We start from the raw sequence: 26,539 nt of genomic DNA, 5'->3' as shown, positions 1-26,539 counted from the left end.
GTTATCAGAGCCCGACACGAAAGGACACATCATGAATATTGATGCCATCTCCATCGGCTCCAATCCTCCTGAAGACGTCAACGTCATCATTGAAGTGCCTGTCGGCGGCCAGCCGATCAAGTACGAGATGGACAAGAAGGCCGGCGCCCTCATCGTCGACCGCTTCCTCTACACGCCAATGACCTATCCGGGCAATTACGGCTTCGTGCCGCATACGCTTTCGGAAGATGGCGACCCGATTGACGTTCTCGTCTGCAACACCCGTCCGCTGGTTCCCGGCTGCGTGATCAACGTTCGCCCGATTGGCGTTCTGGTCATGGAAGACAATTCCGGCAAGGATGAAAAGATCATTGCCGTTCCGTCGCCGCACCTGACGCGCCGCTACGAGAAGATCCACGACTATACCGATATGCCGGAGATCACTCTGAAGCAGATCGCGCACTTCTTCGAGCACTACAAGGATCTGGAACCCGGCAAGTGGGTCAAGATCGGTGACTGGGGCGACGAGGATTACGCACGCAAGTTCATCGTGGAAGCTATCGAACGCGCCAAGGGCAAGTAAGCGACAGCTTTTCGATCCGTCTAAAACAAAAGCGCCCGGCAATGTCCGGGCGCTTTTGTTTTCAGGCTTGCGAGTGATGCGCTTAGAGCATAATCCGACCGGAGTGAAACGAAGACCGATAAGATTATGCTTGAAATATAATAACTTAGAGCGCCGATCCGACCCAATCAGATCGAAATGCGCTTAAAGGAAAAGCGGTAGCAGTGTCGTCCACATGAACTGGCGGATGAAGAAGATAATCAGCAGCAGGATGATCGCCGAAATATCGATGCCGCCGAGATTGGGCAAAATATTGCGGATTGGGCGAAGAACGGGCTCTGTCACCTTGTAGAGAAACTCACCGATTGATGCCACGAAGCGGTTGCCGGAATTGACGACATTGAACGCATAGAGCCACGAGAAAATGGCACTCGCAATAATAATATAGGTGTAAATATCGAGCGCCAAATCAATGGTGCGGAACAATGCGATCATGGAGGCCTCCTTGGCGATTGGCCGAGATGTAGCGGTTGCATCGGGCGAGAACAAGGGCTGAGGGCTTGAGCGCTGGAATTTTTGAGAAGCGCTGCAAGTGTTTTCAGCCGCCCGAACCGTCGAACTGTCGTTGAGAATTTTGGTGAATGAGATCGTTGACGTGCTCCAGCCAGTGATCACGGACGCGCATATTACGCAAATGCTGGAGCGTGTTGGCGACATAATCCACATTGGTGCCGGAATCGCCGCGGGCGGATCCGACAATGGCTGCGGCTTCCTCGGCTTTCAGCGAGCCCGCATATTGCAGGTGGCGGCGGTCGGCCACGTAGGTGACGGCGTCGACATCGCGGCCATCGGCAAGACGCAGGCGAAGATGCTTTTCATGATAGACTTGGTTCGACATTTCGCGTTCGCGCAGATAGGTCATCACTTCACCGGTCATGTCTCCGGGCACACGAAAAGCAATACCGAGACACGAGCCACCAGCATCCAGGCCCAGTACCAGACCCGGATGGTCCGGTGTTCCTCGGTGGACATGTGAATAGATGCACAGGCTGCGCCTGTAGCCGTACAGGCGTGCACGCGTGGTCTCCACATGCGCAAAACCCGGCCGCCACATCAGCGAGCCGTAGCCGAAAACCCAGAAATCGTTCATTCGTCTATCATCAGGGAGTATGGTCATGAGAGTGTCCATATTGATTTAGTGAACGTCGATTTCCACCGGTATTCAACGGATATCCCTCTATTTTTCTTCTCGTTCGCTTCACAAGGCACATTCCTGCCATAATATGGCCAACAGTCGGGGGGAGCAAAACATATCGGGGTTGGATATTCGGTCTGAACCCGGAGTGAGTTTCTTCGAAACAACCGTCTGATTCATGTAAGGCTTTTGAAATGGCGCACCCTGGAATGAACGCACCGAAAGCCAGAAAGCGTCCGATAACGCTCGTCGTCATTCTTGTTGTCTTGATCGCTGGCTATACGGTGGGCTGGTTCTACGTTGCAAACAGGCTGGAGGCGCGAGCCAGGGCTGATATGGCCAAGCTTGCTGCCCAGGGTGTTGGTGTGAAATGCGAAGACCTGCGCATGGGCGGCTATCCGCTGCGCGTCAATGTCGTCTGCGACAGCATTTCCTGGCAACGTCCTTCCGAGGGTATGTCGTTCCGCGCCGGGCGTTTCACTTCGGGATCGCCGGTCTATGCGCCACGTTCGCTCTCGAACGATCTGACAGGTCCAGCCTTCATCGAGTTTCCGGGACTGGAGCCGCTGGAAGTCAACTGGAGCAAGTTTACCTCCAATACCCGGCTGGCACGTCCGTTCCCGACCGAAATCGAACTGGCTGCACGTGAGGTCGCGGTTGGCCTTCGCACCGAAACGACGAAGACGGAGCCGCTCAGCACGCTTGAGCAGATGGATTTCCGCATGAGCCAAGCGGACGGAACTTTGAAGATCAATGGCCGCTTTGCTGGATTGAAGCTTGCCAAGGCAGTGATCGGTAGTGCCACCAGCCCTGAAATCGACGGCGTGGCGGATATTGATGTGGCAGATGCTGCGACACTGCTTGCAAGGAGCGAAACGCCTTTCCATCAACGTCTGCGCGGACATTCCGGTACGGTCAATCAGGCTTTCCTGTCCATGCCCAATGGAGCCATGGTTTCTGTTGCAGGGCCGTTTTCGGTCAATGCCGACGGGCTCATCAATGCTGATGTGAAGCTGACCCTCGTCAATCCGCAGTCGCTGGCACAGGCAGGACAGACCGTATTCCCCGAGCAGGGCGGCAATATCGCCACCGTTCTGTTTGCTCTTTCCGCTATGCCGAAAGACGAAAACGGCAATCCCGTTATGGAGATCGCCGTTCGCAAAGGTAAAGTCAGCGCCGGATTTATTCCGCTCGGGCGGTTGCCTGCTCTTTAAGGGAGCAGGGGAATAAGGCAGTAAGGGAGTAGGACAGTATATTTGCGACCCTATCCGTTCCTTACTTTTTTTCGCTCGTGCGCGTCGCAGCCTGACGGCCGAAGTCCGGTGCATCTACTTCCTGACCGGCATCGATGATGCCGCGCCGAACAGCGCGCGTGCGCGTGAACAGATCAAATAGTGCTTCACCATCACCCCAGCGGATCGAGCGCTGAAGCGAGGCGAGATCTTCCGAAAAGCGACCGAGCATTTCAAGGATGGCATCCTTGTTGTGCAGGCATACGTCACGCCACATTGTCGGATCGGACGCGGCCAGTCGCGTGAAATCGCGGAAACCGGAAGCCGAATATTTGATGACTTCCGATTTGGTCACCTGTTCCAGATCGCTGGCCGTGCCGACGATGTTATAGGCAATGATGTGCGGCAGATGCGAGACGATAGCCAGTACCAGGTCGTGGTGCTGCGGGTCCATGCGATCAAGCCGCGAGCCGCAGGCGATCCAGAAGTCGCTCAGCTTTTCCAGTGCTGCTTCATCCGTATCAGCCAAAGGGGTGAGGATGCACCAGCGATTGGTAAAGAGGTCGGCAAAGCCTGCATCCGGCCCGGAATATTCCGTGCCCGCCAGCGGGTGCCCCGGAATGAAGTGCACATTACCGGGCAGTCCCGGCTGCATCTGTGCAATCACAGAAGCCTTGGTGGAGCCGACATCGGTGACAATGGCGCCGGGCTTGAGATTTGCCGCGATCTGCCGCGCTACCGTGCCGGACGAGCCGACGGGAACCGAAACGATGACCAGATCGGCATCCTTGACAGCCTCAGCGCTATCGGTGGTGTAGCTGTCACCGAGTGCAAGTTCTTCGGCGCGTTTCAGCGTTTCACCGCTGCGTGTGGCAATGGCGATGTGATCTGCGAGCTTTTCGCGCCGAATAACGCGGGCCAGCGATGAACCGATAAGGCCGATGCCGATCAGGGCGATCTTGTCGAAATGGACCGTGGACATTGTTCTACTTCAAAAATTCAGTCAGGGCGGCGACGACGCCACGATTGGCTTCTTCCGGTCCGACGGTCATGCGCAAGGCATTGGGGAAACCGTAGCCGCCGACGCGACGCAGGATATAACCGCGCTTGGAAAGCCATTCATCGGCCTTATCCGCCGAATGTACGGCATCGTCCGGAAAATGGATCAGCAGGAAATTCGTGACTGACGGCGTTACCCGCAGGCCGAGCTTGGTGAACTCGTCGGCCAACCAGCCAAGCCACTTGTCATTGTAAGTGATCGACTTTTCGACATGGGCGCGATCACGAATGGCTGCGGCGCCCGCAGCAATGGCGGCGGAATTCATGTTGAACGGTCCGCGGATACGATTGACGGCATCGATCACGTGCAGGGGCGCATACATCCAGCCGATACGCAGGCCAGGCAGCCCGTGAATTTTCGAGAAGGTGCGCGTCATGACGACGTTCTCGTTGGACGAAACGAGTTCGAGGCCGGATTCATAGTCGTTGCGACGGACATATTCGGCATAAGCTGCATCGAGAATGAGGAGCACGTGCTTCGGCAGTCCGGCATGGAGACGACGGACTTCCTCAAAAGGCAGATAGGTTCCGGTCGGATTGGCCGGATTGGCAATGAGGACGATTTTCGTGCGCGGCGACAGGCCAGCCAGAATGGCGTCCACGTCGATACGCTCGTTCTTCTCCTTCACCGTTATCGGCGTCGCGCCTGCACCCAGCGTCTGGATCTTGTAAACGGCAAAACCGTGCTCTGTAATGACGGCTTCGTCACCCGGAGCAAGATAGGTCTGGCAGATCAGACCAAGCAGTTCGTCGGAGCCGTTGCCGCACAGGATATTGGCCATGTTGAGCCCCTGCGTTTCGGCAATTGCCTCACGGAGCGCCAGCGCCTGTCCATCGGGATATAGCTCCAGTTTTTCGCCTGCGTGTCGATAGGCTTCGACAGCATGCGGGCTTGGTCCGACAGGCGTTTCGTTAGAGGAGAGCTTATAGACCTTGGCAACACCTTCCACATGTTCCTTGCCGGGTACATAGGCTGCGATGTCGAGCAGGCCGGCCTTGGGCTGGGGACGGGTAAGGTTTTGCGTATCGGTCATGATTTTGGCTCCGCCAAAAGGTCAATGTTAAAGTTACGATGGGTTAAAGTTATGATGGCGGCATATCCCGCCATTGCGTCCAAGTCGAGAAAAACCTTGTACGGTAATACTTGTCGACCGCAGCAACTGTACGTTTTCACGGGCGATGATGCGCAAATGCCCTAGTGTGGTGGATTTGAAGTTCCTGTCATTTGCATGGCATCATCGTCCAGGAACTTCAAATCCGTAAACCACACTAGTTTTTTCGTTCTGTAATGATGGGTCGTGCCGGTGCTTTCCGCAGTCCGCCGACGGGCGTGCCTTGTGGGGCGAGAACAGGAACGAAGACGCGACGGGAAGAGCGCTGGGCAACCGGCAGCCCTTGATAGAGCCGCTTTTGTGCTTCCACCACCAGAACGCCTGAAAAGACCGGCCACAACCGTCGCCCCATGCCTTCGAGTGCGAGACAGGGCCGCATCATCCATCGCCGCGTGGCGGGTGGGAAGTGCAGGGCATCGCTCACCATACTGACTGTGAAATTCGCTTCCCGCAGCAAGGTCGTCAGCTGTGTTCTGCTGTAAGGCCGCCCGCTGCCGAAGGGTGTGTGTTCGAAGCGGGCCCAAAGTCCGCGGCGGTTCGGCACCACGATAACGAGTCGCCCATTGGGGGCGAGGACGCGCCACATCTCCTTGAGCGTTTCCGTCGGATTTTCAGCATATTCCAGAGCATGTACCATGAGCACGCGATCAATCGAGGAATCAGGCAGAGGCAGTTCTTCGTCGAAAACGAGCGCTGTTGCCGTTTTCTCTATCGAGGGCCAGGCAACGGCGCCCTGTCCAGCCGGCATGAAGGCGAATGTGCGTTCCGTATCGGCACTGAAGCGGTCGAGATAGGGCAGGCTGTAACCCATGCCGACAAGCCTCTCTCCCGGCACGTGCCCCCAAAGACCGGCCAATGCCATTCGGATCGCGCGCTCCGCGAGATGGCCCAGTGTCGTGTCGTAAAATGATCGCAGTTCGATGATGTCTGGATGCATGCAGGTCACGCTATATGAAATCTCGACGCTGGGAAATGGAGAAGCCGGAGCATCTTCATCCGGTGGGGTGCAATTTCCTCAAACCGTGCTATAGAGCGTGCCTTTCCGGCACCTTTGATGGGCGCCGAAGTCTGCGCGAAAGCGAACGATCAGGAGAAGCAGCAGATGCCCGAAGTCGGTGGCAAGACAATCGAAGTTCTCTTTAGTCCGGATGAGATCGCCGGTCGCAATCTCGAGCTCGCCAAGGCCATTGCTGAACACAAGTTTCACAATCTGCTGACGATTTCGATCCTGAAGGGCTCCTTCATCTTTGCAGCCGACCTCATCCGCGCGATGCACGATGCGGGGGTGGAACCAGATGTCGAATTCATCACCGTTTCAAGCTACGGCAAGGGAACGACAAGCACGGAAGTTCGTCTGCTGCGCGATATCGACAGCGATGTGCGTGACCGCGATGTGCTTCTGATCGACGATATTCTGGAATCCGGAAAGACGCTGAAGTTCGTTCGCGAGCTCATGCTGGAACGGGGCGCGCGGAGCGTCAGCATTGCTGTTCTTCTCGACAAGAGCGTGCGCCGCAAGGTCGATCTTGATGCCGATTTCGTGGCTTTCGAATGCCCCGACTATTTTGTTGTCGGCTATGGCATGGACGTCGGGCATGCCTTCCGCCAGTTGCCTTATGTCGGACGGGTGATGGAATAAGCGCCGTCCGGCGTCTGTGCTTTCAGATCAATCGAACTTCAACAGACGCTGCAGATATTCCTTTTCCATTTGCGGCGTGAGCGCATTGCCGAGCTTGCGGCGGATTTCATCGAGAATTTCGCGCGCGCGCTGAATATCTATTTCACCTGGAATCTTGATGTCATCGTTGAGGCCGCTGTCGCTGGTACCTTGCTGGCGACCAAGCGGGTCCCTTCCGCGACTGCCATTGGCGCCACTCTGCTCCTGACCTTGCTGGCCCATGGCCTGCTGCATTTTCTGCATCATGTCGCGCCCGCCGCGACGCAGTGCATCGAGCGCGCTACCCTGCTGGTCGCTTGCTTCTGCACCTGCGCTGCGGCCCAGCGCATCCGTCGCGTTGCCCATCGATTTTCCGGCATCCGAAAAATCCTTGCCGGGTTCAATGCCCATGCCCTTCAGATCGTCCATCAGTTTTTGCAGATCGGACTGGAGGTTTTTCTGTTGTTGCTGCAGCTTGCGCATGGCTTCGGCCATGTCGGGTGGAACGTCGCCTTTCCCACTTTGACCGTTCCCGCTCTGGCCGTTATCGGCTTCACCGCCCGGCTGCCCGCCGCCCATGGAGCCATCATCACCGGGGAACAGGTTGTCGCCGAATTCGCCTTCACCATCACTGCCGCCGAACTGGCGCTGCATCTTCTGATCGAGATCGAAGGTTTCGTTCATCGTCTTTTGCTGGCGCTGCATCAGTTCGCCGAGCTTGTTCATCTGCTGCTGAATCTGGCCTTGCTGACCTTGCCCCTGACCTGGCTGGCCCTGTTGCGCCTGTCCCATTTGCAGATTGTCCATCAGATTCTGCAATTGCGACAGCAGTTCTTCCGCCTGATCGCGCGAGCCCTGACGTGCCAGACTTTCGATCTGGTCCATCATGCGCTGTAGGTCTTTTTCCGTCAGCATTCGCGCATTGGGATCGGGTGCTGCGCGGCGTGTGTTCGGGTTCTGCTGCTGGCGCTGGGCGAACTCCCGCAGAAAATCCTGCATCGCCTTGCGCAGTTCTGCCGAAAGCTTTTCGATTTCTTCTTGCGGGGCGCCGTTCTGAAGAGCATTTTTCAGGGCTTCCTGTGCCTGCCGCAGGCGCTTTTCGGCAGCAGACAGATTTCCATCCTCGATACCGAGCGCAACCTGCCACATATAGTCCGCGGCATCGCGCAAGGCGTCATCGCTTCTGGCAAGACGAAGACGCGTACCAATTGTGACCAGACCCAGATAATGGGCTGCGTTCTTGATGGTTTCTTCCGGGCGAAGCGTGATTGCCGACAGCATGTCGAGCACGTGGTCGCGCTGCGTCGCATCGAGCGCGAGGATACGGCGCTGCTCTGCGATGGCACGGGCAAGTGGATTGCTGAAAGGGCGCTCGGGCAAGGTAATGATCTTGGTTTCGCTGCGACCTGTTTGTCCGGCGGCGTCGGTTACGACCAGCGTGAGCGCAACTTTTTCGCCCGCCCAAGGATGTTCGGTCAGGTCCTTCGACGTCGTAGCGTCCTTTACGCCGCGGCGGGGCAGTGCAAGCGGCAGTTCAGGCGCATCGTAAAGCGGTGCGGCTTCTTCATCCTCATCATTGTTGAGCGGGATAATCTCAGCTTCGGCCTTTGCCGGCGCGTAGTCGTCCTCGATCTGATACGACAGTTGCAACGTACCATTCAGCGCGTGTCCCGGCTCTTTCGTGAAGCGGATCGTCGGCGGAATGTCCGGCGTGACGGAAAATTTCCAGCGCGCATCGGTGCCGGAAAGTGCCAAAGTCTCGTCCTGCTGTAAATCATAGCGGAAGTTATGGCTTCCATCGACGACGGCCTGTTCTGCAGGTTCTTTCTGGTATTCCTTCACGCTTATCGGCTGTATGTCGCGGCGCTCGCCCGTTGCGTCAGTCGCAGTCAGGCGTTCAGAACCGCCACCGATCACGCGGACCGACAGGATGCTGCCCTGTGGTACATTGATTGCGGCTCGTTCACTGTCGATGGTCGTGGACAGGAAGACAGGCGCGTGGCCGGTATAGCGCGGCGGCGTCACCCATGCATCGATGCGGGTAACGGCATTGCCATCGCCTGGGCGGATATGAAAGGCATCGGTAATGCGCCCGCTGTTCGGGCTGATGCTGTAGGCGGAGGCAGTCACGAAGAGCATGGCAACCACTGCACGAATGCCGAAGGGGTCATGTTCGGGAACACGTGTATAGGGCAGGCCGGATTGCAGGTTCTTGAGCCGGTCCGCCATGCGGCGCTGATGTTCGCGCCACAAGGCAACGGCGAAAGGATCGTGTTCGCCGGTTGCCATATGGCCTGTCTGTACGGCGAGTGGTTCGTGAACCAGGCCGTTGATCGCCTCGATGCGGCTTGTGACGTCACTTTCTGTCGGAGATCGAAACCGGAACGGCAGGCAAAGTGCAATGAGGCTGGCAAGACCAAATAGCGCCAGCACGCCGATATGAAGCCATCGCGGCATCATGCCGAACAGGCCGAACCAGCTCAGGCTGGCAAACAGGCCAATGATGAGGATCAGCGGCAGGATCAGCGGCCAAAACCGCTCGAAGCTGATTGAAAGAAAGCTGCGCAGACGTAGACGATGCAGGCTGGCGCCATCGCCTGAAAATAGCCGCAGAAAAGCATCCCGCGCATGACGCGGCAGGTTTTTCCTGTCGTTGCTGCTATCTGTCTGTCGTGCCGCCTTTGAGGCAGTCATAGGGTATGGTCTTTCACGTCAGCCGATTTCGGTTCGGCTGACAGGATAACACGCATCATGGCAAAGGCGAGGCTTTGTCATGATAAATCTGGGCCATGATAATTGTGGGCCGTGAGAATTATGGTCGCAAGCCTATAGCCATTCCGGCACGGAATCGAGCGCAAGCAGTTCTTCATAAGTCCGGCGCGGGCGCACGACATGATAACGGTCACCATCAACCAGTACTTCGGGGATGAGAAGACGGCTGTTATAGGTGCTGGAAAGCACGGCCCCATAAGCGCCCGTCGTGCAGATGGCGATAAGGTCGCCCGGAACAGGCTTCGCCACTTCCCGGTCGAGGCCGAGATAGTCACCGGTTTCGCAGACTGGACCGACAAAATCGGCACGAATACGCGGCGCGTTATCCTTCGGCAAGGCTACCGGCTTGATGTCGTGGAATGCATCGTAAAGTGTGGGACGAATCAAATCATTCATCGCGGCATCCACGATGACGAAGTTCTTGGCATCGCCTTCCTTGACGAAGATCACTTCCGTTACCAGAAGCCCGGCATTGCCGACGATCAGGCGGCCCGGCTCGAACACGGTTTTCAAGCCAAGCGGCTTGATATGTTTTGCAACGATTTCCGCATAGGCGACGGGTAGCGGCGGAGGCGTGTTATCTGTGCGGTAAGGAATACCCAGTCCACCGCCAACATCGACGTGACGGATATTGTGGCCGTCAGCCTGCAATTCCTTGACCAGTTGCGCCATCAGGGCAAAGGCATTGTCGAACGGTTCGAGGTCGATAATCTGGCTGCCGATATGCATATCGATGCCGACCACGTCGAGACCGGGCAGACTTGCCGCGCGGGCATAGGCTTCACGCGCCTTGACGCGCGGAATGCCGAACTTATTTTCGGATTTGCCGGTCGAAATCTTGGCGTGGGTCTTCGCATCCACATCAGGATTGATGCGCAGCGATACGGATGCGACCTTGCCAGTCTTGACGGCGCGAGCGGAAAGAATTTCCAGTTCCGGCTCGGATTCAACATTGAAGCAATAGATACCTGCTTCCAGCGCGAAGTCCATTTCGTGTGGGGTCTTGCCGACGCCTGAAAAGACGATCTTGTTGGCCGGGATGCCCGCAGCAAGTGCCCGGCGAATCTCGCCTTCCGAAACAGTGTCGGCACCGGCGCCAAGCTTCGCCAGCGTTTTCAGCACAGCCTGGTTGGAATTGGCCTTCAGCGCGTAGGTCACCAGCGTTTCCATGTCAGCGAAGGCTTCGCTGAATACACGGAAATGGCGCTCGATAGTTGCGCGGGAATAGATGTAGAAAGGCGTTCCAACGGCCTGAGCAATTTCAGGCAGGCTGACATTTTCGGCATGAAGAACGCCGTTGCGATACTCGAAATGATTCACGGGAAGGCCCTGCAGCAGAAACTTACAACAGCTTGTCGAGGATGATCGGCTTGTCTTCCTTCGGTTTTGGCTTGGTGTGTCCCTGATCGTCGGTGATCAGCGAAGATGGCGGTGGCTCCAGCGGGCCCTTGCGACCGCAAGCAGCAAGCGTGGCCGCGAGCGCGGCGATCAGAAGCACGGAAGAAATGGCGGAGCGGCCTGTCATCAGCTTTGGTTCCCGAAATATATGATCTTGCTCTAAGTTTTGTCTTTACGCATGTCTCCCGAAACCGGTTCCCACTTTTGGGAGACATGCTCTAGCGGTCTGATTCCGATATTTGCATCCCTCGGATATGAGCGCCGAGCAAACGTCAAATTCAATCCACTAGATCTAACTCATAATGTCCGAAATGTGGAATCATCAGTTCAATTCATGATTCCACATGACGTCATGTTGATCGCCTATCAGGCCTTGGTAATGCGCTTCTTCCAGTAACGGATCTGGCGACGTACTTCCTGCGGGGCTGTGCCACCGAAGGACTGACGGCTCTTCACGGATTTCTCAACCGTCAGATAGCCGAAGATCGCATCCGTGATGCCTGGATGGATCGATTGCAGTTCTTCCAGTGAAAGCTTCGACAGATCGACCTTGCGGCTTTCCGCCAGAGCGACGGCGCGACCGGTGACATGATGTGCTTCGCGGAAGGGAAGCCCCAGTTCGCGCACCAGCCAGTCGGCGAGATCGGTCGCAGTGGAATAGCCTGAACCGGCAGCCTTCTTCATCGACGCGACATTGATCGTCAGGTCACGCACCATGCCAGCCATGGCTGCGATGGCAAGTTCCAGATTTTCGGCGGCGTCGAAGACCTGTTCCTTGTCTTCCTGCATGTCCTTGGAATAGGCGAGTGGCAAGCCCTTCATGATGGTCAGAAGTGCAACCAGCGAACCGTTGATGCGGCCGGTCTTGGCGCGAACCAGTTCTGCGGCATCCGGGTTTTTCTTCTGCGGCATGATCGACGAGCCGGTCGAGAAGGCGTCGGACAGGCGCACAAAGTTGAACTGCGGCGTCGACCAGATGACGATTTCTTCCGCAAGACGCGACAGATGACCGGCGCAGATGGCTGCAAGCGACAGGAATTCCAGCGCATAGTCGCGGTCGGAAACGCTGTCGAGCGAGTTGCGGGTCGGTTCGCGGAAGCCGAGCGTCTTTGCCGTCATGTGGCGGTCGATCGGGAAACCGGTGCCTGCAAGGGCCGCAGCACCCAAAGGTGATTCGTCCATACGCTCAATCGCATCGCGTACACGCGACAGATCACGGCCGAACATTTCCACATAGGCCATGCAATGATGACCGAAGGTCACCGGCTGTGCGGTCTGAAGATGGGTGAAGCCCGGCATCACGGTTGCGGCGTGTTCTTCCGCGCGTTCCAGAAATGCCTCGATAAGATTCTTGAGGGCAGCAGCGGTCTTTTCCAGTTCCTGCTTCACCCACAGGCGGAAATCGACGGCCACCTGGTCATTGCGCGAGCGGGCAGTATGCAGGCGTCCTGCAGACGGGCCGATCAGATCAGCCAGCCGCGCCTCAATGTTCATGTGAATGTCTTCGAGCTTGCGCGAGAAGGTGAACTTGCCGTCCTCGATTTCCTTGAGGATGGCTTTCAGTCCGTTTTCGATTTGCCGATGGTCTTCCGCCCCAATAATGCCTGTCTTTGCCAGCATGGCTGCATGGGCGAGCGAACCCTGAATATCCTGCGCATAGAGCTTGCGGTCGAAACCGATCGATGCATTGATCTCTTCCATGATCGCATCGGGCCCTGAGGCAAAACGGCCGCCCCACATCTGGTTGCTTGATTTTTGTTCGCTCATGCTCATATGCCCCGAGTGACGGTTTGGCGGAATATTGGAAAGAAGTAACGCGACATGGCAGAAGACAACGAAAAGGCGAATTCCGAACAGCAGGCGAAATCGGGAAATCGCAAGATCGTCCTTCTTGCCGCCCTTGCCGGTGTCATTGCCGGTATTGGGGCGGTATACGTGATGGAGCGCCCTTCTGGCAATGTGGTTACCCAGAATGTTTCGACGAATGTTGCAGCAGAAACCGATGAAGCTTCGGCGCAGTGCGTATTGAAGGCAGATAAGCTGAAGGCACTTGATGCAGCTGCGACCGGGGGAGTGGCGGCGATGCGTGCCGCTGAAAAGCCGATTTCTGTCTCGCATATTGCTTTCACAGGCCCGGACGGAAAGCAGATGACGCTCGGCGATTTCAAGGGCAAGACACTGCTGGTCAATCTCTGGGCGACGTGGTGCGCGCCATGTCGCGAGGAAATGCCCGCTCTCGACAAGCTCGAGGCCGAAAAAGGCGGCGCTGATTTCGAGGTCGTCGCAATCAACATCGACACTGGCTCGGATGACAAGCCCAAAGGCTTTCTGAACGAAATCGGCATCAAGAATCTGACCCTGCACCGGGACGCTTCCATGTCGAGCTTCAACGAATTGAAGCGCAAGAACCTGGCCTTTGGCCTTCCGGTGACGCTGCTGGTCGACAAGGACGGGTGCCAGATTGCATCCATGAACGGTCCGGCGCCATGGGACAGCCCGGAAGCTGCGAAGCTGATCGACGCCACTCAGAAACTCTAACACTCGACAAAATCGAGAATCAGTGGCTTGCTTTCTCTCCCAAAGAGGGAGTTGCCAATGAGCCTTGAAGTCTGGCTTGCATTTTCCGCCGCATCCATCGTGCTCCTAATTATTCCGGGGCCGACTGTTCTGCTCGTTGTTTCATATGCACTCGGTCAGGGCTGGAAAGCGGCTTTCCCGATGGCGGTTGGCGTTGCGCTGGGGGATTTTACGGCTATGACGCTTTCCATGCTTGGTGTGGGTGCGCTATTGGCCGCTTCGGCAAGCGTGTTCACCGCCGTCAAATGGGCAGGTGCCGCCTATCTCATCTGGCTTGGCGTAAAATTGTTTCGCGCTGGCGGAACACTTCACGCCAGTGCGCGGCATGACAAGATACATCCGGCGCGGATGCTGGTTCATGCCTGGCTGGTGACGGCACTCAATCCGAAAAGCATTACCTTTTTCGTGGCTTTTCTTCCGCAGTTTCTCAGCCCGCACCGGGATTTCCTGACCCAGATGCTGGTTTTTGAAAGCACGTTCCTTGCGCTCGCTTTCGTCAACGCCTTTGCCTATGCACTTCTGGCGACCCGCGCGCGGAGCTTCTTCTCGAGCGAACGAGCGCTACGCATTTTCAATCGGGCTGGCGGAACATTGCTGATCGGTGCCGGTGTCGCCACCGCCTCAATGCGATCAACCTGAGATGAAACCGGCGCGTTTCAGCCGGACGATGGCGAGATCAAGCGCCGAGAGGAATGCCGAACGGTCCTTGGGCGAAAAGGGAGCGGGCCCGCCTGTAACTTCGCCTGCGGAACGCAAGCTGTCCATCAGATTGCGCGTCGCAAGCGTATTGCCGATCGTGCTTTGGGTGTGAACCCGTCCGTTTGGGGCGATCACCGAGGCGCCTTTCTCGAGTGAGCGGCTGGCCAAAGGAATGTCGGCGGTAATCACGATTGCACCCGGTCGCGAATTCTCGGCGATCCAGTCGTCGGCGGCGTCCAACTTGTCTGATACGATAACCCGTTCGACACGCTCTGCATCACGGGGAATGGCAATGAAACTGTTGGCCACCAGCATGACCGGCAGATTGTGCCGTTCCGCCACGCGATAGATTTCAGCTTTCACCGGGCAGGCGTCGGCATCGACGAGAATGCGGATGGTTTCAGGTTCGTTGTCCATGCCGCTTCATAAAATGCGGGCGGCTATTTGGCAAATTCAACGCAGCGATCAGTTTTATGCGATAGGCGTTTGCCGCAAAGCGGTATAAGGCGAGCCGCGAAAGTGAGAATTATGTCATGGCCGCCCGTTTCTTCCCCATCATGTTTGTCCTGCTTTGGGCCACCGGCTTCATCGGTGCAGGGCTGTCCATGCCTTATGCCGAACCGTTCACTTTCATGGCGGTGCGTTTTTCCATTGCCGCGATCATCATGACACTTTGGGCGCTGGCGAGCCGGAGCATCTGGCCCAAGGGCGATGTGCTTCTTAATGCGGCGATTGCCGGTTGTCTCATCCACGGCGTTTATCTTTCCGCCTTGTTCTGGGCGGTGCACCACGGCCTGCCTGCGGGAATGTCCGGTCTGGTGGCCGGGCTTCAGCCGATGCTGACCACGCTGATTGCGGCCATTCTTCTGGGTGAACGGCCGAGCGGACGGCAATGGACAGGGCTTCTCATCGGTTTCATTGGTGTCGCGATGGTTGTATGGCCAAAGTTTTCGGCGGGCAGCGGCGTTGATCCGAAAAGTCTTGCGGCGGCTTTCTTGGCCGTAGTGGCGATCAGCACTGGCACTGTCTGGCAGAAGCGTTTTGGCACGGCTGGCGATCTCAAGGCTGGGACGGCGGTGCAATATATCGCTGCTGCCATTCTGACCGCTATCTGCGCCTTCGCCTTTGAAACGCGGGTCATGATCTGGTCGCCATCGTTGATCTTTGCGCTGGTCTGGCTGACGCTCGCTATTTCCATCGGTGCCATTCTGGCTCTTCTCGTCATGATCCGCGAAGGCGCCATGTCGAAAGTCGCATCGCTGTTTTATCTGGTGCCCGGTACTGCCGCGGTCATGGCCTATCTGATTTTTGGTGAAACGCTGTCGGCAATCCAGATTGCAGGTATGATGGTGACCACGCTCGGCGTTGCACTGACTACTTTACGTCGATAAGCTCGGGTTGTTGTTCGCGCTTGCGAAAAATCATGATCGCGGCGTTTATTTCCGCACCGATGATGAAAATTGCTGACAGCATATAGAGAAAGACGATCGCCACCATGATGGAGGCGAGGCCCGCATAGGTCGTCACATAGGTGGCGAAAGTTTCCAGATATTTTGCAAAGGCCATCGCGGCGGCAAGCCAGGCGATGAGCGTGATCAATATGCCGGGCAGGATATCACCGAGGCTTCGTCGTCCGGCTGGAAGCCAGATATGCACCATGAATAGTGCCAGAACCAGAACCGCCACAGCCACCGTATAGCGCCAGAAGGCAATCGTGCCGGTGAACGGCGCAATATCTGGAAACCATTGTTCGGCAATACGCACGGCAAGCGGGGCCAGAACCAGCAGGAAGCTGATTGCCATCAGGCTCAATGTGCCGACCAGAACGAAGCCCAGGCTTTGCAGGCGGCAGAAAATGATCGAGCGCTGGTCGGTGACGCGATAGGCGCGGTTGAGCGCGATGCGCAACGCCTCGACGCCATTTGAGGCAAAATAGGCCGCTGCAATCACGCTCAATGTCAGAAGTCCACTGCGCTGCACGGTCAGCACGTTCATCACTTCGTTGGCAATTGGGGCAGCGATATTCGACGGCCACATATCGAAGATGACATGCACCGCCGTATCGGCGAATTCCTTGGTGCCGAGAAAGCTCGCCAGCGTGGTAGCAAAGATGAGGAACGGAAACAGTGCCATCAGGCCGGAAAGCGCTATATGGCTGGCGAAAGCCCAGCCATCGTCGGAACTGAAATGACCAATGACGTCATAGGTGATCTGACGGAGAAAACGTTTGATTTTTCGCATCCGCAGATTTGTCCCCTAAAGCCTTGGTCGGTATTCGATAGGTGTTCAGCCTGTGTTTCAAGGCCTTAAATCTAGCATCGGTCTGCGGATTGCAAGGGCAGGACCCGTTTTAAACCGGAGCCGAATCAAGCAAGCTTGTCGAAATTGCAGCGGGAAACGAACCTATGGCTCCGGCACATTCCGGTCAGAATCGACAACGCAGTATCATCATCACTGGCTGTTCCTCTGGCATCGGCGCCTATTGTGCCGAGGCGCTTCAGAGCCAAGGCTGGCGCGTTTTTGCGACCGCCCGCAAGGATGCCGATATTGCGGCACTCAAGGCAAAGGGAATGGAAGCCCATTATCTTGATTATACGGAGCCGCAGTCGATTGCTGCTCTTGCCGATGAGGTGTTACGCCAGACTGACGGCAAGCTTGATGCCCTTTTCAATAATGGTGCTTATGCTCAGCCCGGCGCAATAGAAGACTTGCCGGTCGAAGCCTTGCGCCAGCAGTTTGATGCCAATTTTTTCGGCTGGCATGACCTTACGCGGCGCGTGATCCCAGTCATGCGGCGGCAAGGGCATGGGCGCATCGTGCATTGTTCGTCGATTCTGGGACTGGTTCCGATGAAATGGCGCGGCGCTTATGTTGCGTCCAAATTCGCGCTTGAGGGGCTGATGCTTGCCCAGCGCATGGAGCTGGAAGGCTCTGGTATCGATGTGTCGCTGATCGAGCCCGGCCCGATTGCTTCCCGCTTTACCTATAATGCCGCCAGTCACGCCAGAGCCAATATCGATATGGAAGCTTCGGTGCATCGTGAGCTCTACCAGCGCCAGATGGCGAAATTGGAAAGCGGCGGTACAAAATCCAAGAACAAGCTTGGACCGGAAGCCGTCTATGCTGTACTGCTTCATGCATTGGAGGCGCCGCGTCCCCGTCCGCATTATGTGGTGACGAGACCGGCGAAACTTGGGTCACTGGCACGGCGCCTGATGCCTGCACGCTGGCTTTACCGGATGCTGTCCGACCAGTCATGAGGTCAGGAACAGTGCGCATGGGAAGGAAATAAAATGGACGTTCTGTTCAAGGGCGCGGCAATGGTGGCCATGTTTGCTGTGGCCGTCGTTCTGATCATCGGTCTGCGCAACATGATGCGCGGCGGTGACGGCAATTTCTCGAACAAGATGATGCAGCTGCGCGTTTTCCTGCAGTTCATTGCCATTGTTCTGATCGTTGGCGCGATCTATTTCGCTCGCCAGAAAACCGGTCAGTAAATATGGTCAAGCTCAACAAGATTTATACCCGGACAGGCGACAAGGGCACAACCGGGCTCGCCAGCGGGCCACGGCGGCTGAAGTCGGACCTGCGTGTCGAAGCCTATGGTACGGTGGATGAAGCCAATGCCTGCATTGGCATGGCGCGCCTTCACACCGGCGGCGAAGATAATCCTCATGCGCAAATCGATGCCATGCTGGGCCGTATCCAGAACGATCTTTTCGATCTTGGCGCGGATCTTTCGACGCCGGACGACGGCAAACCACTCGCCTACGAACCGTTGCGCATCGTCGCATCGCAGGTTTCTCGTGTGGAAGCCGATATTGATCTCCTCAATGCCCATTTGCAGCAGCTGCGCTCGTTTATTCTTCCGGGCGGCTCGGCGGCATCGGCTGCATTGCACCTTGCTCGTACGGTTTCACGCCGGGCGGAGCGCCTGATGGTAGCGCTTGCCCGCGTCGAAGGAGAGGTCGTTTCGGTGGAGGCTCTGCAATATATCAACCGCCTTTCCGATTTCCTGTTCGTGGCATCGCGAACCGTTAACGATAACGGTGCGCAGGACGTTCTCTGGGTGCCCGGCGCCAATCGTTAGAGCGTCGACCTGATTCAATCAGATCGACGCTCTAAGGGTTTACTTTTACGCACATCTTGTCCGAAAACCGTTTCACACTTTTCGGGATGTGCTCTGGTTTAGACACCGCGCCTGTTGCCCCAGATCAGCACGTGGAGCTGGGGCAGGACGTGTGCTTCGTACCAGCCATCCGCAATCACCTTTTCCACCAGCCATTCCATCCGCCGCATGATACCGTCGATATCGATTGCGGCGTCATGTGCTTCGGGCGGCGGCGGTGTGTGATTGCCGGGTTGAAGATAGAGTGGCAGACCGGAATATTGACTGGCCACATCTTTGGCGAATGCGTAATCGGTATCGTCGAAGATGACGAATTTCAGAACCGTTCGCGGCGCTCTGCCCGCAGCCTCGACACACGTGGCGAGCGCATTGAAATCGACGTCCATACCGCTTGAGGGTGTTTTTGGACTCAGTACCAGCGTGTCGAGCTCGGAAAACCACTCTTGTGCGACCGATCCTTGGGTTTCCAGTGCAAAGTGATAGCCTTCGGTCTTGCCGTGCCTGATCAAGGGTCCCAACGGTTGAATGGCCGGATTGCCACCCGAAAGTGACACTGTCAGAGGCTTGTTTCGGGAAAGTGCCGTCACTTCATCCCAAATTGCTTCTACGCTCATTGCCTTCCACTCGCGACGAAAGCGGCTTTCGACAGCATGCAGACTGTCGCACCAGGTGCAGCGATAATCGCAGCCGCCGGTTCGCACGAAAACCGTCGGCTCGCCGATCAGCACGCCTTCGCCCTGTATCGTCGGGCCGAAAATTTCCGCGATGCGTATTTGCGTCACGGTCTGTACTCGGCCCATGTTTTGAGCGTTTCGCTGACCCGTACGGCGGAAATTTCCGGCCAGCGGACATGGCACCAATCGAAAAAATGCCGGGCGAGTGTTTCAGCCGTGCTCTGGTTGTGCCCCAGAATATCGTTGAGATGGCGGTGGTCAAAACAATCATCAATATAGCGCTTGAACGGCGCCAGCTCGTGATAATCACGGACAAAACCGTGCTCATTCAGATCGCGAGCCGAGAGCTCGACCTCCACGACATAATTGTGACCGTGCAGGCGGGCGCATTGATGATCTTTAGGTAACCCGGTTAGCTGATGCGATGCGGAGAAATGAAATTCCTTGGTGATGCGAAACATCAGGCTCTCCTCCGCGCAACGGCATCGCGCCAGAAATCCGCGTCCTCATAGAGCGTTGGGTCTTCGATGCCCGCGATATAAAAGGCCTCGCGTCGTTCGACACAGGTGCCGCAGCGCCCACAATGGTGTTCTCCGCCCTTGTAGCAGGACCACGTTGCGGCAAAGGGCGTACCGTATTTTGCGCCGTCGATAACGATATCGGCTTTCGATGCGTGCACATAAGGCGCGAGCAGCCTTATGTTCGCATATCCGTCCAGTGCATGGTTCTGCATCGTCTGGAAAGCATCGATGAAGCCGGGGCGGCAGTCAGGATAGATGAAGTGATCGCCGCCGTGTACGGCAAGGGCTACGGCGTCTGCCTTTTGTGCCGCCGCCACACCGAATGCGATTGCCAGCATGATCGCATTGCGGTTGGGAACGACGGTGATCCTCATCGTTTCTTCGGCATAGTGTCCGTCCGGCACATCGACATCGTCGGTGAGTGCGGATCCGGTCAGACTTGCGCCGATATCAGTGATGTCGATGACCTGATGGGGAACGCCGAGCCTTTCGGCGCAGACTTTGGCTGAATCCAGTTCCTTTTTGTGGCGCTGGCCATAGTCGAAGGAAAGGAGGGCGGTGAGTTGATGTTCCGCTGCTATTCTGTAGGCAAGCGAAACGGAATCGAGTCCGCCGGAGCAGACGACGAGCGTTTTCATAAGTCAGGGTTCCTTGTTTTGACCGGGTAGGCTGCGACCGGATTGCGAGGCGTTACCTAAAGCATGGTGCATCGCTTGTAAACGACATGAAAACAGGAGGCGTGGAATTGCTCAGTTTTGGAATGACCTCGTGTCAGAATAAATTGATTTTAATCGATATAGCGGCGCGTGCCTAATTGACGTGCACGTCAACCGTCTTTAGGTTTCGTGCCGGTTCCCGGCGGGTAGGCAGCGCATTTGCGTCATAACCCAAGTTGCGCTGGTGCCGCTTTCATGTCGGATTTTGACATGCGGGTGGGAGTTTACAGCGGCATAGTCGTGCTGCAAGAGTCATTGAAGAGGTAATCGCGGATGAAAGTCCTTGTCGCAGTGAAACGGGTTGTCGATTACAACGTGAAGATCCGTGTAAAGGGAGACGGTTCGGGCGTTGAGCTTGCAAACGTCAAGATGTCGATGAACCCTTTTGACGAGATCGCGGTTGAAGAAGCGATCCGTCTGAAGGAAGCTGGCAAGGTGACGGAAATCGTCGCGGTTTCGGTCGGCCCGGCACAGGCACAGGAAACCTTGCGTACCGCACTTGCCATGGGTGCGGATCGCGCGATCCTAGTAAAGTCGGACGAAACGGTTGAGCCGCTTGGCGTTGCCAAGGTTCTGAAGGGCGTGGTCGATGCGGAAAAGCCGGATCTCGTCTTCCTCGGCAAGCAGGCAATCGACGACGATTCCAACCAGACCGGCCAGATGCTGTCGGCGCTCCTCAACTGGAGCCAGGCAACCTTTGCTTCCAAGGTGGAGTTGGGCGACGGTTCGGCCAAGGTAACGCGTGAAGTTGATGGCGGTCTCCAGACCATCGACGTGAAGCTTCCGGCGATTGTCACGGTCGATCTTCGTTTGAACCAGCCGCGTTATGCGTCGCTGCCGAACATCATGAAGGCCAAGAAGAAGCCGCTCGACGAAAAGTCGCCTGCTGATTTCGGTGCCGACATTGCGCCGCGTCTCAAGGTCCTGAAGACGGAAGAGCCAGGCGGCCGCAAGGCTGGTGTGAAGGTCGGCTCCGTTTCCGAACTGGTCGAGAAGCTCAAGGCCGACGGCGTATTGTAAAGAAATCGGAAGGGACAAGACATATGGCTATTCTTCTTATTGCCGAACACGATAATGCAACCCTTTCCGACCAGACGGCGAAGGCGCTGACGGCGGCTGCCCAGATTGGCGGCGACGTGGATGTTCTGGTTGCAGGCAAGGGCGCAAAGGCTGCGGCCGATGCAGCCGCCAAGCTCAAAGGTGTACGTAAAGTTCTGCTTGCTGAAAGTGATGCACTGGAAAACCGTCTGGCCGAGCCAACGGCAGCTCTCATCGTGGAACAGGCAGGAAATTACGACACGATCATTGCTCCGGCAACGACCTCGGCCAAGAATATCCTGCCGCGCGTGGCAGCGCTTCTCGATGTGATGCAGCTTTCGGAAATCATGGAAGTCGTATCGGCTGATACGTTCAAGCGCCCGATCTATGCAGGCAATGCAATCCAAACCGTGCAGTCCACCGACGCCAAGAAGGTGATCACGGTGCGCACGGCTTCGTTCCAGGCCACCGGCGACGGCGGTTCGGCTGCCGTTGAAAGCGTCAATGCGGCTGCCGATCCGGCGCTGTCGAGCTTCGTTGGCAATGCGTTGTCGGATTCGGATCGTCCGGAACTGACCTCGGCTAAGATCATCATCTCGGGTGGTCGTGCACTCGGCTCTGCCGAAAAGTTCCAGGAAGTGATCCTGCCTGTAGCCGACAAGCTCGGTGCGGCGGTTGGCGCCAGTCGTGCTGCGGTCGATGCGGGTTATGCACCGAACGACTGGCAGGTTGGCCAGACGGGCAAGGTGGTCGCACCGGATCTCTACATTGCGGTCGGTATCTCTGGCGCAATCCAGCATCTGGCGGGCATGAAGGATAGCCGCGTGATCGTGGCGATCAACAAGGACGAGGAAGCGCCGATCTTCCAGGTCGCGGATTACGGCCTCGTCGGTGATCTCTTTACAGTTCTGCCCGAACTGCAAAAAGCGCTTTAATCGATCAGAAAGCGGCGGGCCGGTCCCGCCGTTTTTTATTTTTGAGGACTTCAGGCACGAAAGCGCTGATTTTGCTTTCGCTGAATGAGGGCTGTATCTGTCTTAGGCAGAATTGGTATATTGAAGCATTCCCAGCAAAAGTGCGAAGCGGTTTTGCTGGGGTAGTGCGTAAGAACAAAAGTTAGAGCATATGCTCTCGGCCTTAGCTTCTGTTGTGGAGCGGCTGAATGAAGGAGTTATAACTGTGGCAATCAAGACGGTAGGGGTGGTCGGCGCAGGACAGATGGGCAGCGGTATTGCTCATGTATGCGCGCTGGCCGGGTTTGATGTGCTTCTTCACGATGCAGCAGCGGACCGGCTGGAAAAGGGCATCGCCACCATCAATGGCAACATGGCGCGACAGGTTGCTTCGGGAAAATTGCTGGAAGATCAGCGCGCTGCAGCGATGAAGCTTATCCGTCCGGCAAATTCCATGGCGGATCTGGCGGGTGTCGATCTGGCTATCGAAGCAGCAACGGAAGACGAAACCGTCAAGCGCAAGATTTTCGCACAGCTTTGCTCGGCTTTGAACCCGGAAGCGATCCTCGCGACCAACACGTCATCGATCTCTATCACGCGTCTCGCATCCACGACCGATCGTCCGGAGCGCTTCATCGGCATTCATTTCATGAACCCCGTTCCGGTTATGAAGCTTGTCGAACTGGTGCGCGGCATAGCGACGGATGAAGAAACCTTCCGAAAGTCGAATGATTTTGTGACTGCGCTTGGCAAGACGGTAACCGTTGCCGAAGATTTCCCGGCCTTTATCGTCAACCGCATCCTGTTGCCGATGATCAACGAGGCCATCTACACGCTTTATGAAGGCGTCGGCAGCGTCGAGGCCATCGATACGGCGATGAAGCTTGGCGCCAATCACCCGATGGGCCCGCTCCAGCTTGCCGATTTCATCGGCCTGGATACCTGCCTCTCCATCATGCAGGTTCTGCATGACGGGCTGGCGGATTCCAAATATCGCCCGTGCCCGCTTCTGGTCAAATATGTCGAAGCAGGCTGGCTGGGGCGCAAGGCGGGCCGTGGCTTTTACGATTATCGTGGCGAGCATCCGGTTCCGACGCGATAAGCCTCACGATCCTTCGCCCATGAAAGGCCGGTTCAAACCGGCCTTTTTCGATTGTGGCAACAAATTGTGGCCTGTGGAAAAGCTTCAACATCCTTACCATTAACTTACCCTTAACCATAAGAGTTCAGGGCTTATTCATCTTTGATTGTTAAAGTTTTCATTAAGATGTTCGGAAATGAACAACGTTTCAGCGTCCGGTTAGTCGGGACAGGACGGGCATCCATTCCGAATAGCGTGTTTTTGACGAAGGTTAAGACGATGAGCATTCTTGTTCAGCTGCGTGACAGCGTTAATGTCATCCGCGAGTTCGTCGCACCGAGCTACAGGCCCGAGCGCCATTATATGCGCGGACCAGGCCCGGCTTGCGCCGCGCGTACCCATCATTGATATGAGCGCTTAGAGCATAATCCGACCGGAGTGGAACGGGGACGGATAAGATTATGCTCGAAACATATGAAGTTAGAGTGCTGATCTGATCCGATCGAAACGCGCTTTAAAGCCTGCGTTTGCTTGACGAACGGATCGGCATTCTAAAAAGTAAAGCCAGAACGGTTCCCCGCTCTGGCTTTTGTTTTTTGGCTACTGCGTGTGACAGCGGATTATTCCAGGCCTTCAAACAATGCCGTTGAAAGATAGCGTTCGGCAAAGGATGGAATGATGATGACGATGTTCTTGCCGGCGTTTTCCGGGCGCTTGCCGATTTCGACAGCGGCAGTCAGAGCCGCGCCGGACGAAATGCCGACCGGAATGCCTTCAAGGCGAGCCAATAGGCGTGCATTGGCGAAAGCATCTTCGTTCGATACCTGAACGACTTCGTCATAGATGCTGGTGTCGAGCGTCTTCGGAGCGAAGCCTGCACCAATGCCCTGAATCTTGTGTGGGCCGGGTGTGCCGCCGGAAAGCACCGGAGAATCTTTTGGTTCCACTGCGATCACCTTGAAGGAGGGTTTGCGTCCCTTGATGACCTGACCGACGCCGGTAATCGTCCCGCCCGTGCCAATGCCGGAGATCAGTATATCCGCTTCGCCATTGGTGTCGTTCCAGATTTCCTCTGCCGTCGTGAGACGATGAATTTCCGGATTGGCCGGGTTTTCGAACTGCTGCGGGATGATCGCGTTCGGATTCCCCTCTGCGATGGCTTCCGCTTCCGCGATAGCGCCCTTCATGCCTTTGGCACCCTCGGTCAGCACCAGTTCCGCGCCGAGAAGCTTGAGAAGCTTGCGGCGTTCCACCGACATGGTTTCCGGCATGGTGAGGACGAGGCGATAGCCCTTGGCTGCAGCGGCAAACGCAAACGCAATACCTGTATTGCCGGAGGTCGGCTCGACGAAGACCGTCTTGCCCGGCACGGCTCGACCGTCACGCTCCAGTGCTTCGATCAGCGCCAGACCGATACGGTCCTTCACGCTTGCAAGAGGGTTGAAGAATTCCAGCTTGGCCAGAAGATTGGCTTCCACGCCTTTTTCCTTGGCGAACTTGTCGATGCGCACAAGCGGCGTATTGCCGATCGTGTCGAGGATGGAATCGTAAACGCGGCCACGGCCTGCAGTTTTACCGGCTTGCTGTTCGTTCAGGGGCTTGTTCATGGCGTGATCTCCCTTTTGTCGCGCAAAGTTTAAGAGGAAACTGCGAAAAAGCATAGTCGGGTACGTGCGCTTGTCGTATCAAGTTTAGAATTTTATTCTTTATAATCATATAAATTAGAAGTAAATTCCATCATAATTGGGAGACTGCGTATTAGCTTGGAGTAAAGCTCGATTGATCCGCGTCAATGCGTTCTGGCGGTAAGGCGCGCATCATTGAGTATCAGGCAGCCAGGAGAACACAAATGTACAAGAACATATTGATCGCAACCGATGGATCGGAACTTGCTGAAAAGGGCGTCGATCAGGGCGTCGCCCTGGCCAAGGAAACGGGTGCGAAGGTTATCTTCGTTTCCGTGACCGAGCTTCTACCATCCTATGGTATTGTGGTCGCCGCTGAATGGGCATCAAGCCCGGCGGCGTTTCAGGAATATCGTGAGGCTATCACCAAAGCGGCCACGGAAATCCTGTCGAAGGCCAAAGCGAAGGCAACGGAGATCGGCGTCAATGCTGAAGCCGTGCATGTCGAGAACCAATCTCCGGCGCAGGGTATCGTCGAGGCTGCGAAAGCCAGGAATGCCGATCTGATTGTCATTGCCTCACATGGTCGTCGCGGCGTGAACAAACTGCTGCTCGGCAGTCAGGCTGCGGAAGTTCTGTCGCTCAGCACTGTGCCAGTGCTGGTCATCAAGTAATCGACGGCTAAACGGCGCCCCTCTGGCATCGCAGCGATTTCCCTAAAAGGCATAACAACGCAAGAAGATTCCTGATTACCTCTGTTAAGCTCCTCCTGTCCGAATACGGACGGGAGGATTTTCTCAAGGAGGTATTCATGACTGCGCCACGGCCTTCAAAGACCATGTTGGGCAATCATCCGCTTCATCCAGAAACGCAGATGCTCAATTATGGCTACGACCCGGAGCTTTCCGAGGGAGCGGTCAAGCCACCGGTATTCCTGACGTCGACTTTTGTCTTCAAGACGGCCGAAGACGGACGCGATTTCTTCGATTTCGTTTCCGGTCGCAAGGAACCGCCCGCCGGTGTCGGTGCCGGTCTCGTCTATTCCCGTTTCAACCATCCCAACAGCGAGATCGTTGAAGACCGCCTCGCGGTCTATGAAGGCACCGAGAGCTGCGCGCTGTTTTCTTCTGGCATGTCAGCTATCGCCACAACGCTGTTTGCTTTTGCACGTCCGGGCGATGTCATTTTGCATTCGCAACCGCTTTATGGCGGCACGGAAACGCTTCTTGCCAAGACGTTTCTCAACTTCGGCGTCGAAGCCGTTGCTTTCGCAGATGGCGTGCACGAAACCTCGATAGAACAGGCTGCGGAAGAAGCTGTTCGCAAGGGACGTGTATCGGTGATCCTGATCGAGACACCTGCCAACCCCACCAACAGCATCGTCGATATTGCGGCCATTCGGCGTGTCGCGGAAAAAATCGAACAAAAGCAGGGACATCGCCCGGTCATTGCCTGCGACAATACCCTGCTCGGACCTGTCTATCAAAAGCCGCTCGATCATGGTGCCGATCTTTCGGTCTATTCTCTGACCAAATATGTCGGCGGACATTCAGATCTGAT

Annotated in this window: 30 protein-coding genes; 15 read left to right on the top strand and 15 right to left on the bottom strand. The window is 56.3% G+C overall.

Features of this window, described 5'->3' with window-relative positions:
* The first annotated feature begins 31 nt into the window (after nucleotides 1-31).
* Nucleotides 32-562, top strand: coding sequence for an inorganic diphosphatase (ppa, locus tag F9K91_RS20210; RefSeq protein ID WP_010657539.1), 531 nt, complete (start codon nucleotides 32-34; stop codon nucleotides 560-562).
* 183 nt (nucleotides 563-745) lie between these two features.
* Here ppa and F9K91_RS20205 read toward each other — a convergent pair whose 3' ends face one another.
* Complete coding sequence (locus F9K91_RS20205; protein ID WP_151678585.1) at nucleotides 746-1,036, bottom strand: YggT family protein; 291 nt, start codon at nucleotides 1,034-1,036, stop codon at nucleotides 746-748.
* Between the two features lie 103 nt (nucleotides 1,037-1,139).
* Nucleotides 1,140-1,691, bottom strand: coding sequence for a gamma-glutamylcyclotransferase (locus F9K91_RS20200; RefSeq protein ID WP_192799231.1), 552 nt, complete (start codon nucleotides 1,689-1,691; stop codon nucleotides 1,140-1,142).
* 239 nt (nucleotides 1,692-1,930) lie between these two features.
* On the opposite strand from F9K91_RS20200, the gene F9K91_RS20195 reads away from it, so the two are divergent.
* Nucleotides 1,931-2,950 (top strand): DUF2125 domain-containing protein, encoded by a 1,020-nt coding sequence (locus tag F9K91_RS20195; RefSeq protein WP_151555357.1) that lies wholly within the window; start codon nucleotides 1,931-1,933, stop codon nucleotides 2,948-2,950.
* A gap of 61 nt (nucleotides 2,951-3,011) precedes the next feature.
* Here the strand turns inward: F9K91_RS20195 and F9K91_RS20190 are convergent, their stop codons facing one another.
* The 3 genes from F9K91_RS20190 to F9K91_RS20180 form a co-directional block, all read right to left on the bottom strand.
* Nucleotides 3,012-3,950, bottom strand: coding sequence for a prephenate/arogenate dehydrogenase family protein (locus F9K91_RS20190; RefSeq protein WP_151555356.1), 939 nt, complete (start codon nucleotides 3,948-3,950; stop codon nucleotides 3,012-3,014).
* Nucleotides 3,951-3,954: 4 nt separating this feature from the next.
* Nucleotides 3,955-5,061, bottom strand: a complete 1,107-nt coding sequence (hisC, locus tag F9K91_RS20185; RefSeq protein ID WP_151678584.1) for a histidinol-phosphate transaminase — start codon at nucleotides 5,059-5,061, stop codon at nucleotides 3,955-3,957.
* Nucleotides 5,062-5,296: 235 nt separating this feature from the next.
* A complete protein-coding gene (locus F9K91_RS20180; RefSeq protein ID WP_151678583.1) occupies nucleotides 5,297-6,076 on the bottom strand; it encodes a class I SAM-dependent methyltransferase in 780 nt (259 codons plus the stop codon).
* 165 nt (nucleotides 6,077-6,241) lie between these two features.
* Between F9K91_RS20180 and hpt the strand changes: the two genes are divergently transcribed.
* Nucleotides 6,242-6,778: a hypoxanthine phosphoribosyltransferase gene (gene hpt, locus F9K91_RS20175; RefSeq protein WP_061345194.1), complete on the top strand. Its 537-nt coding sequence runs from the start codon at nucleotides 6,242-6,244 to the stop codon at nucleotides 6,776-6,778.
* A gap of 27 nt (nucleotides 6,779-6,805) precedes the next feature.
* Here hpt and F9K91_RS20170 read toward each other — a convergent pair whose 3' ends face one another.
* From F9K91_RS20170 to argH, 4 genes are all read right to left on the bottom strand, one after another.
* A complete protein-coding gene (locus F9K91_RS20170; RefSeq protein WP_151678582.1) occupies nucleotides 6,806-9,490 on the bottom strand; it encodes a TIGR02302 family protein in 2,685 nt (894 codons plus the stop codon).
* Nucleotides 9,491-9,622: 132 nt separating this feature from the next.
* The gene (gene lysA, locus F9K91_RS20165; RefSeq protein WP_151678581.1) at nucleotides 9,623-10,888 is read right to left on the bottom strand and encodes a diaminopimelate decarboxylase; all 1,266 of its coding nucleotides are present in this window, start codon (nucleotides 10,886-10,888) and stop codon (nucleotides 9,623-9,625) included.
* Nucleotides 10,889-10,910: 22 nt separating this feature from the next.
* Entirely contained in the window at nucleotides 10,911-11,093 is a 183-nt protein-coding gene (gene lptM, locus F9K91_RS20160) for an LPS translocon maturation chaperone LptM (RefSeq protein ID WP_061344485.1), read from the bottom strand.
* A 239-nt stretch (nucleotides 11,094-11,332) separates the two neighbouring features.
* Nucleotides 11,333-12,733 (bottom strand): argininosuccinate lyase, encoded by a 1,401-nt coding sequence (argH, locus tag F9K91_RS20155; RefSeq protein WP_151555351.1) that lies wholly within the window; start codon nucleotides 12,731-12,733, stop codon nucleotides 11,333-11,335.
* Nucleotides 12,734-12,787: 54 nt separating this feature from the next.
* On the opposite strand from argH, the gene tlpA reads away from it, so the two are divergent.
* Complete coding sequence (gene tlpA, locus F9K91_RS20150; RefSeq protein ID WP_151555350.1) at nucleotides 12,788-13,504, top strand: thiol:disulfide interchange protein TlpA; 717 nt, start codon at nucleotides 12,788-12,790, stop codon at nucleotides 13,502-13,504.
* A 57-nt stretch (nucleotides 13,505-13,561) separates the two neighbouring features.
* A complete protein-coding gene (locus F9K91_RS20145) occupies nucleotides 13,562-14,182 on the top strand; it encodes a LysE family translocator (protein WP_151555349.1) in 621 nt (206 codons plus the stop codon).
* On the opposite strand, the gene F9K91_RS20140 is transcribed toward F9K91_RS20145, so the two are convergent.
* On the bottom strand, nucleotides 14,174-14,659 hold the full coding sequence (locus F9K91_RS20140; protein ID WP_151678580.1) for a YaiI/YqxD family protein: 486 nt from the start codon (nucleotides 14,657-14,659) through the stop codon (nucleotides 14,174-14,176). The two genes, F9K91_RS20145 and F9K91_RS20140, sit on opposite strands and share 9 nt — an antisense overlap.
* Before the next feature lie 116 nt (nucleotides 14,660-14,775).
* Between F9K91_RS20140 and F9K91_RS20135 the strand changes: the two genes are divergently transcribed.
* The gene (locus F9K91_RS20135; protein WP_151678579.1) at nucleotides 14,776-15,633 is read left to right on the top strand and encodes a DMT family transporter; all 858 of its coding nucleotides are present in this window, start codon (nucleotides 14,776-14,778) and stop codon (nucleotides 15,631-15,633) included.
* On the opposite strand, the gene F9K91_RS20130 is transcribed toward F9K91_RS20135, so the two are convergent.
* The gene (locus F9K91_RS20130) at nucleotides 15,617-16,483 is read right to left on the bottom strand and encodes a YihY/virulence factor BrkB family protein (protein WP_061344479.1); all 867 of its coding nucleotides are present in this window, start codon (nucleotides 16,481-16,483) and stop codon (nucleotides 15,617-15,619) included. The genes F9K91_RS20135 and F9K91_RS20130 overlap by 17 nt on opposite strands.
* 164 nt (nucleotides 16,484-16,647) lie before the next feature.
* On the opposite strand from F9K91_RS20130, the gene F9K91_RS20125 reads away from it, so the two are divergent.
* From F9K91_RS20125 to F9K91_RS20115, 3 genes are read left to right on the top strand one after another with little or no spacing between them, the layout of a single operon-like run.
* The gene (locus F9K91_RS20125; protein ID WP_151678578.1) at nucleotides 16,648-17,502 is read left to right on the top strand and encodes an SDR family oxidoreductase; all 855 of its coding nucleotides are present in this window, start codon (nucleotides 16,648-16,650) and stop codon (nucleotides 17,500-17,502) included.
* A gap of 33 nt (nucleotides 17,503-17,535) precedes the next feature.
* Nucleotides 17,536-17,739, top strand: coding sequence for a twin transmembrane helix small protein (locus F9K91_RS20120; RefSeq protein ID WP_010657522.1), 204 nt, complete (start codon nucleotides 17,536-17,538; stop codon nucleotides 17,737-17,739).
* Between the two features lie 2 nt (nucleotides 17,740-17,741).
* Nucleotides 17,742-18,332 (top strand): cob(I)yrinic acid a,c-diamide adenosyltransferase, encoded by a 591-nt coding sequence (locus F9K91_RS20115; RefSeq protein WP_151678577.1) that lies wholly within the window; start codon nucleotides 17,742-17,744, stop codon nucleotides 18,330-18,332.
* Nucleotides 18,333-18,430: 98 nt separating this feature from the next.
* Here F9K91_RS20115 and queE read toward each other — a convergent pair whose 3' ends face one another.
* From queE to queC, 3 genes are read right to left on the bottom strand one after another with little or no spacing between them, the layout of a single operon-like run.
* The gene (gene queE / locus F9K91_RS20110; RefSeq protein WP_151555343.1) at nucleotides 18,431-19,171 is read right to left on the bottom strand and encodes a 7-carboxy-7-deazaguanine synthase QueE; all 741 of its coding nucleotides are present in this window, start codon (nucleotides 19,169-19,171) and stop codon (nucleotides 18,431-18,433) included.
* The gene (queD, locus tag F9K91_RS20105; protein WP_151678576.1) at nucleotides 19,150-19,506 is read right to left on the bottom strand and encodes a 6-carboxytetrahydropterin synthase QueD; all 357 of its coding nucleotides are present in this window, start codon (nucleotides 19,504-19,506) and stop codon (nucleotides 19,150-19,152) included. Before queD ends, queE begins: the two co-directional genes overlap by 22 nt.
* Nucleotides 19,506-20,204 carry a 7-cyano-7-deazaguanine synthase QueC gene (gene queC / locus F9K91_RS20100; RefSeq protein ID WP_151678575.1) on the bottom strand — a complete coding sequence of 233 codons (699 nt, stop codon included), beginning with the start codon at nucleotides 20,202-20,204 and terminating at the stop codon, nucleotides 19,506-19,508. Before queC ends, queD begins: the two co-directional genes overlap by 1 nt.
* Before the next feature lie 351 nt (nucleotides 20,205-20,555).
* Here queC and F9K91_RS20095 point away from each other — a divergent pair, with 351 nt between their 5' ends.
* From F9K91_RS20095 to F9K91_RS26590, 4 genes are all read left to right on the top strand, one after another.
* Entirely contained in the window at nucleotides 20,556-21,302 is a 747-nt protein-coding gene (locus tag F9K91_RS20095) for an electron transfer flavoprotein subunit beta/FixA family protein (protein ID WP_010657517.1), read from the top strand.
* 23 nt (nucleotides 21,303-21,325) lie between these two features.
* On the top strand, nucleotides 21,326-22,255 hold the full coding sequence (locus F9K91_RS20090) for an electron transfer flavoprotein subunit alpha/FixB family protein (RefSeq protein ID WP_151555340.1): 930 nt from the start codon (nucleotides 21,326-21,328) through the stop codon (nucleotides 22,253-22,255).
* A 244-nt stretch (nucleotides 22,256-22,499) separates the two neighbouring features.
* Nucleotides 22,500-23,375: a 3-hydroxybutyryl-CoA dehydrogenase gene (locus F9K91_RS20085; RefSeq protein WP_061344472.1), complete on the top strand. Its 876-nt coding sequence runs from the start codon at nucleotides 22,500-22,502 to the stop codon at nucleotides 23,373-23,375.
* Nucleotides 23,376-23,633: 258 nt separating this feature from the next.
* The gene (locus F9K91_RS26590; RefSeq protein ID WP_255362115.1) at nucleotides 23,634-23,762 is read left to right on the top strand and encodes a hypothetical protein; all 129 of its coding nucleotides are present in this window, start codon (nucleotides 23,634-23,636) and stop codon (nucleotides 23,760-23,762) included.
* Nucleotides 23,763-23,974: 212 nt separating this feature from the next.
* Here the strand turns inward: F9K91_RS26590 and cysK are convergent, their stop codons facing one another.
* The gene (gene cysK / locus F9K91_RS20080) at nucleotides 23,975-24,961 is read right to left on the bottom strand and encodes a cysteine synthase A (protein WP_151555338.1); all 987 of its coding nucleotides are present in this window, start codon (nucleotides 24,959-24,961) and stop codon (nucleotides 23,975-23,977) included.
* A gap of 242 nt (nucleotides 24,962-25,203) precedes the next feature.
* Here cysK and F9K91_RS20075 point away from each other — a divergent pair, with 242 nt between their 5' ends.
* Complete coding sequence (locus F9K91_RS20075) at nucleotides 25,204-25,653, top strand: universal stress protein (protein ID WP_061344470.1); 450 nt, start codon at nucleotides 25,204-25,206, stop codon at nucleotides 25,651-25,653.
* A 137-nt stretch (nucleotides 25,654-25,790) separates the two neighbouring features.
* A partial coding sequence (locus tag F9K91_RS20070; RefSeq protein WP_151678574.1) for an aminotransferase class I/II-fold pyridoxal phosphate-dependent enzyme occupies nucleotides 25,791-26,539 on the top strand: 749 nt, incomplete at its 3' end.

Origin of the sequence: Brucella tritici, from assembly GCF_008932295.1 — a bacterium.
Classification (GTDB): domain Bacteria; phylum Pseudomonadota; class Alphaproteobacteria; order Rhizobiales; family Rhizobiaceae; genus Brucella; species Brucella tritici.
The sequence above is the reverse complement of the archived record's forward strand: the minus strand, read 5'-3'. Positions and strand labels throughout refer to the sequence as shown.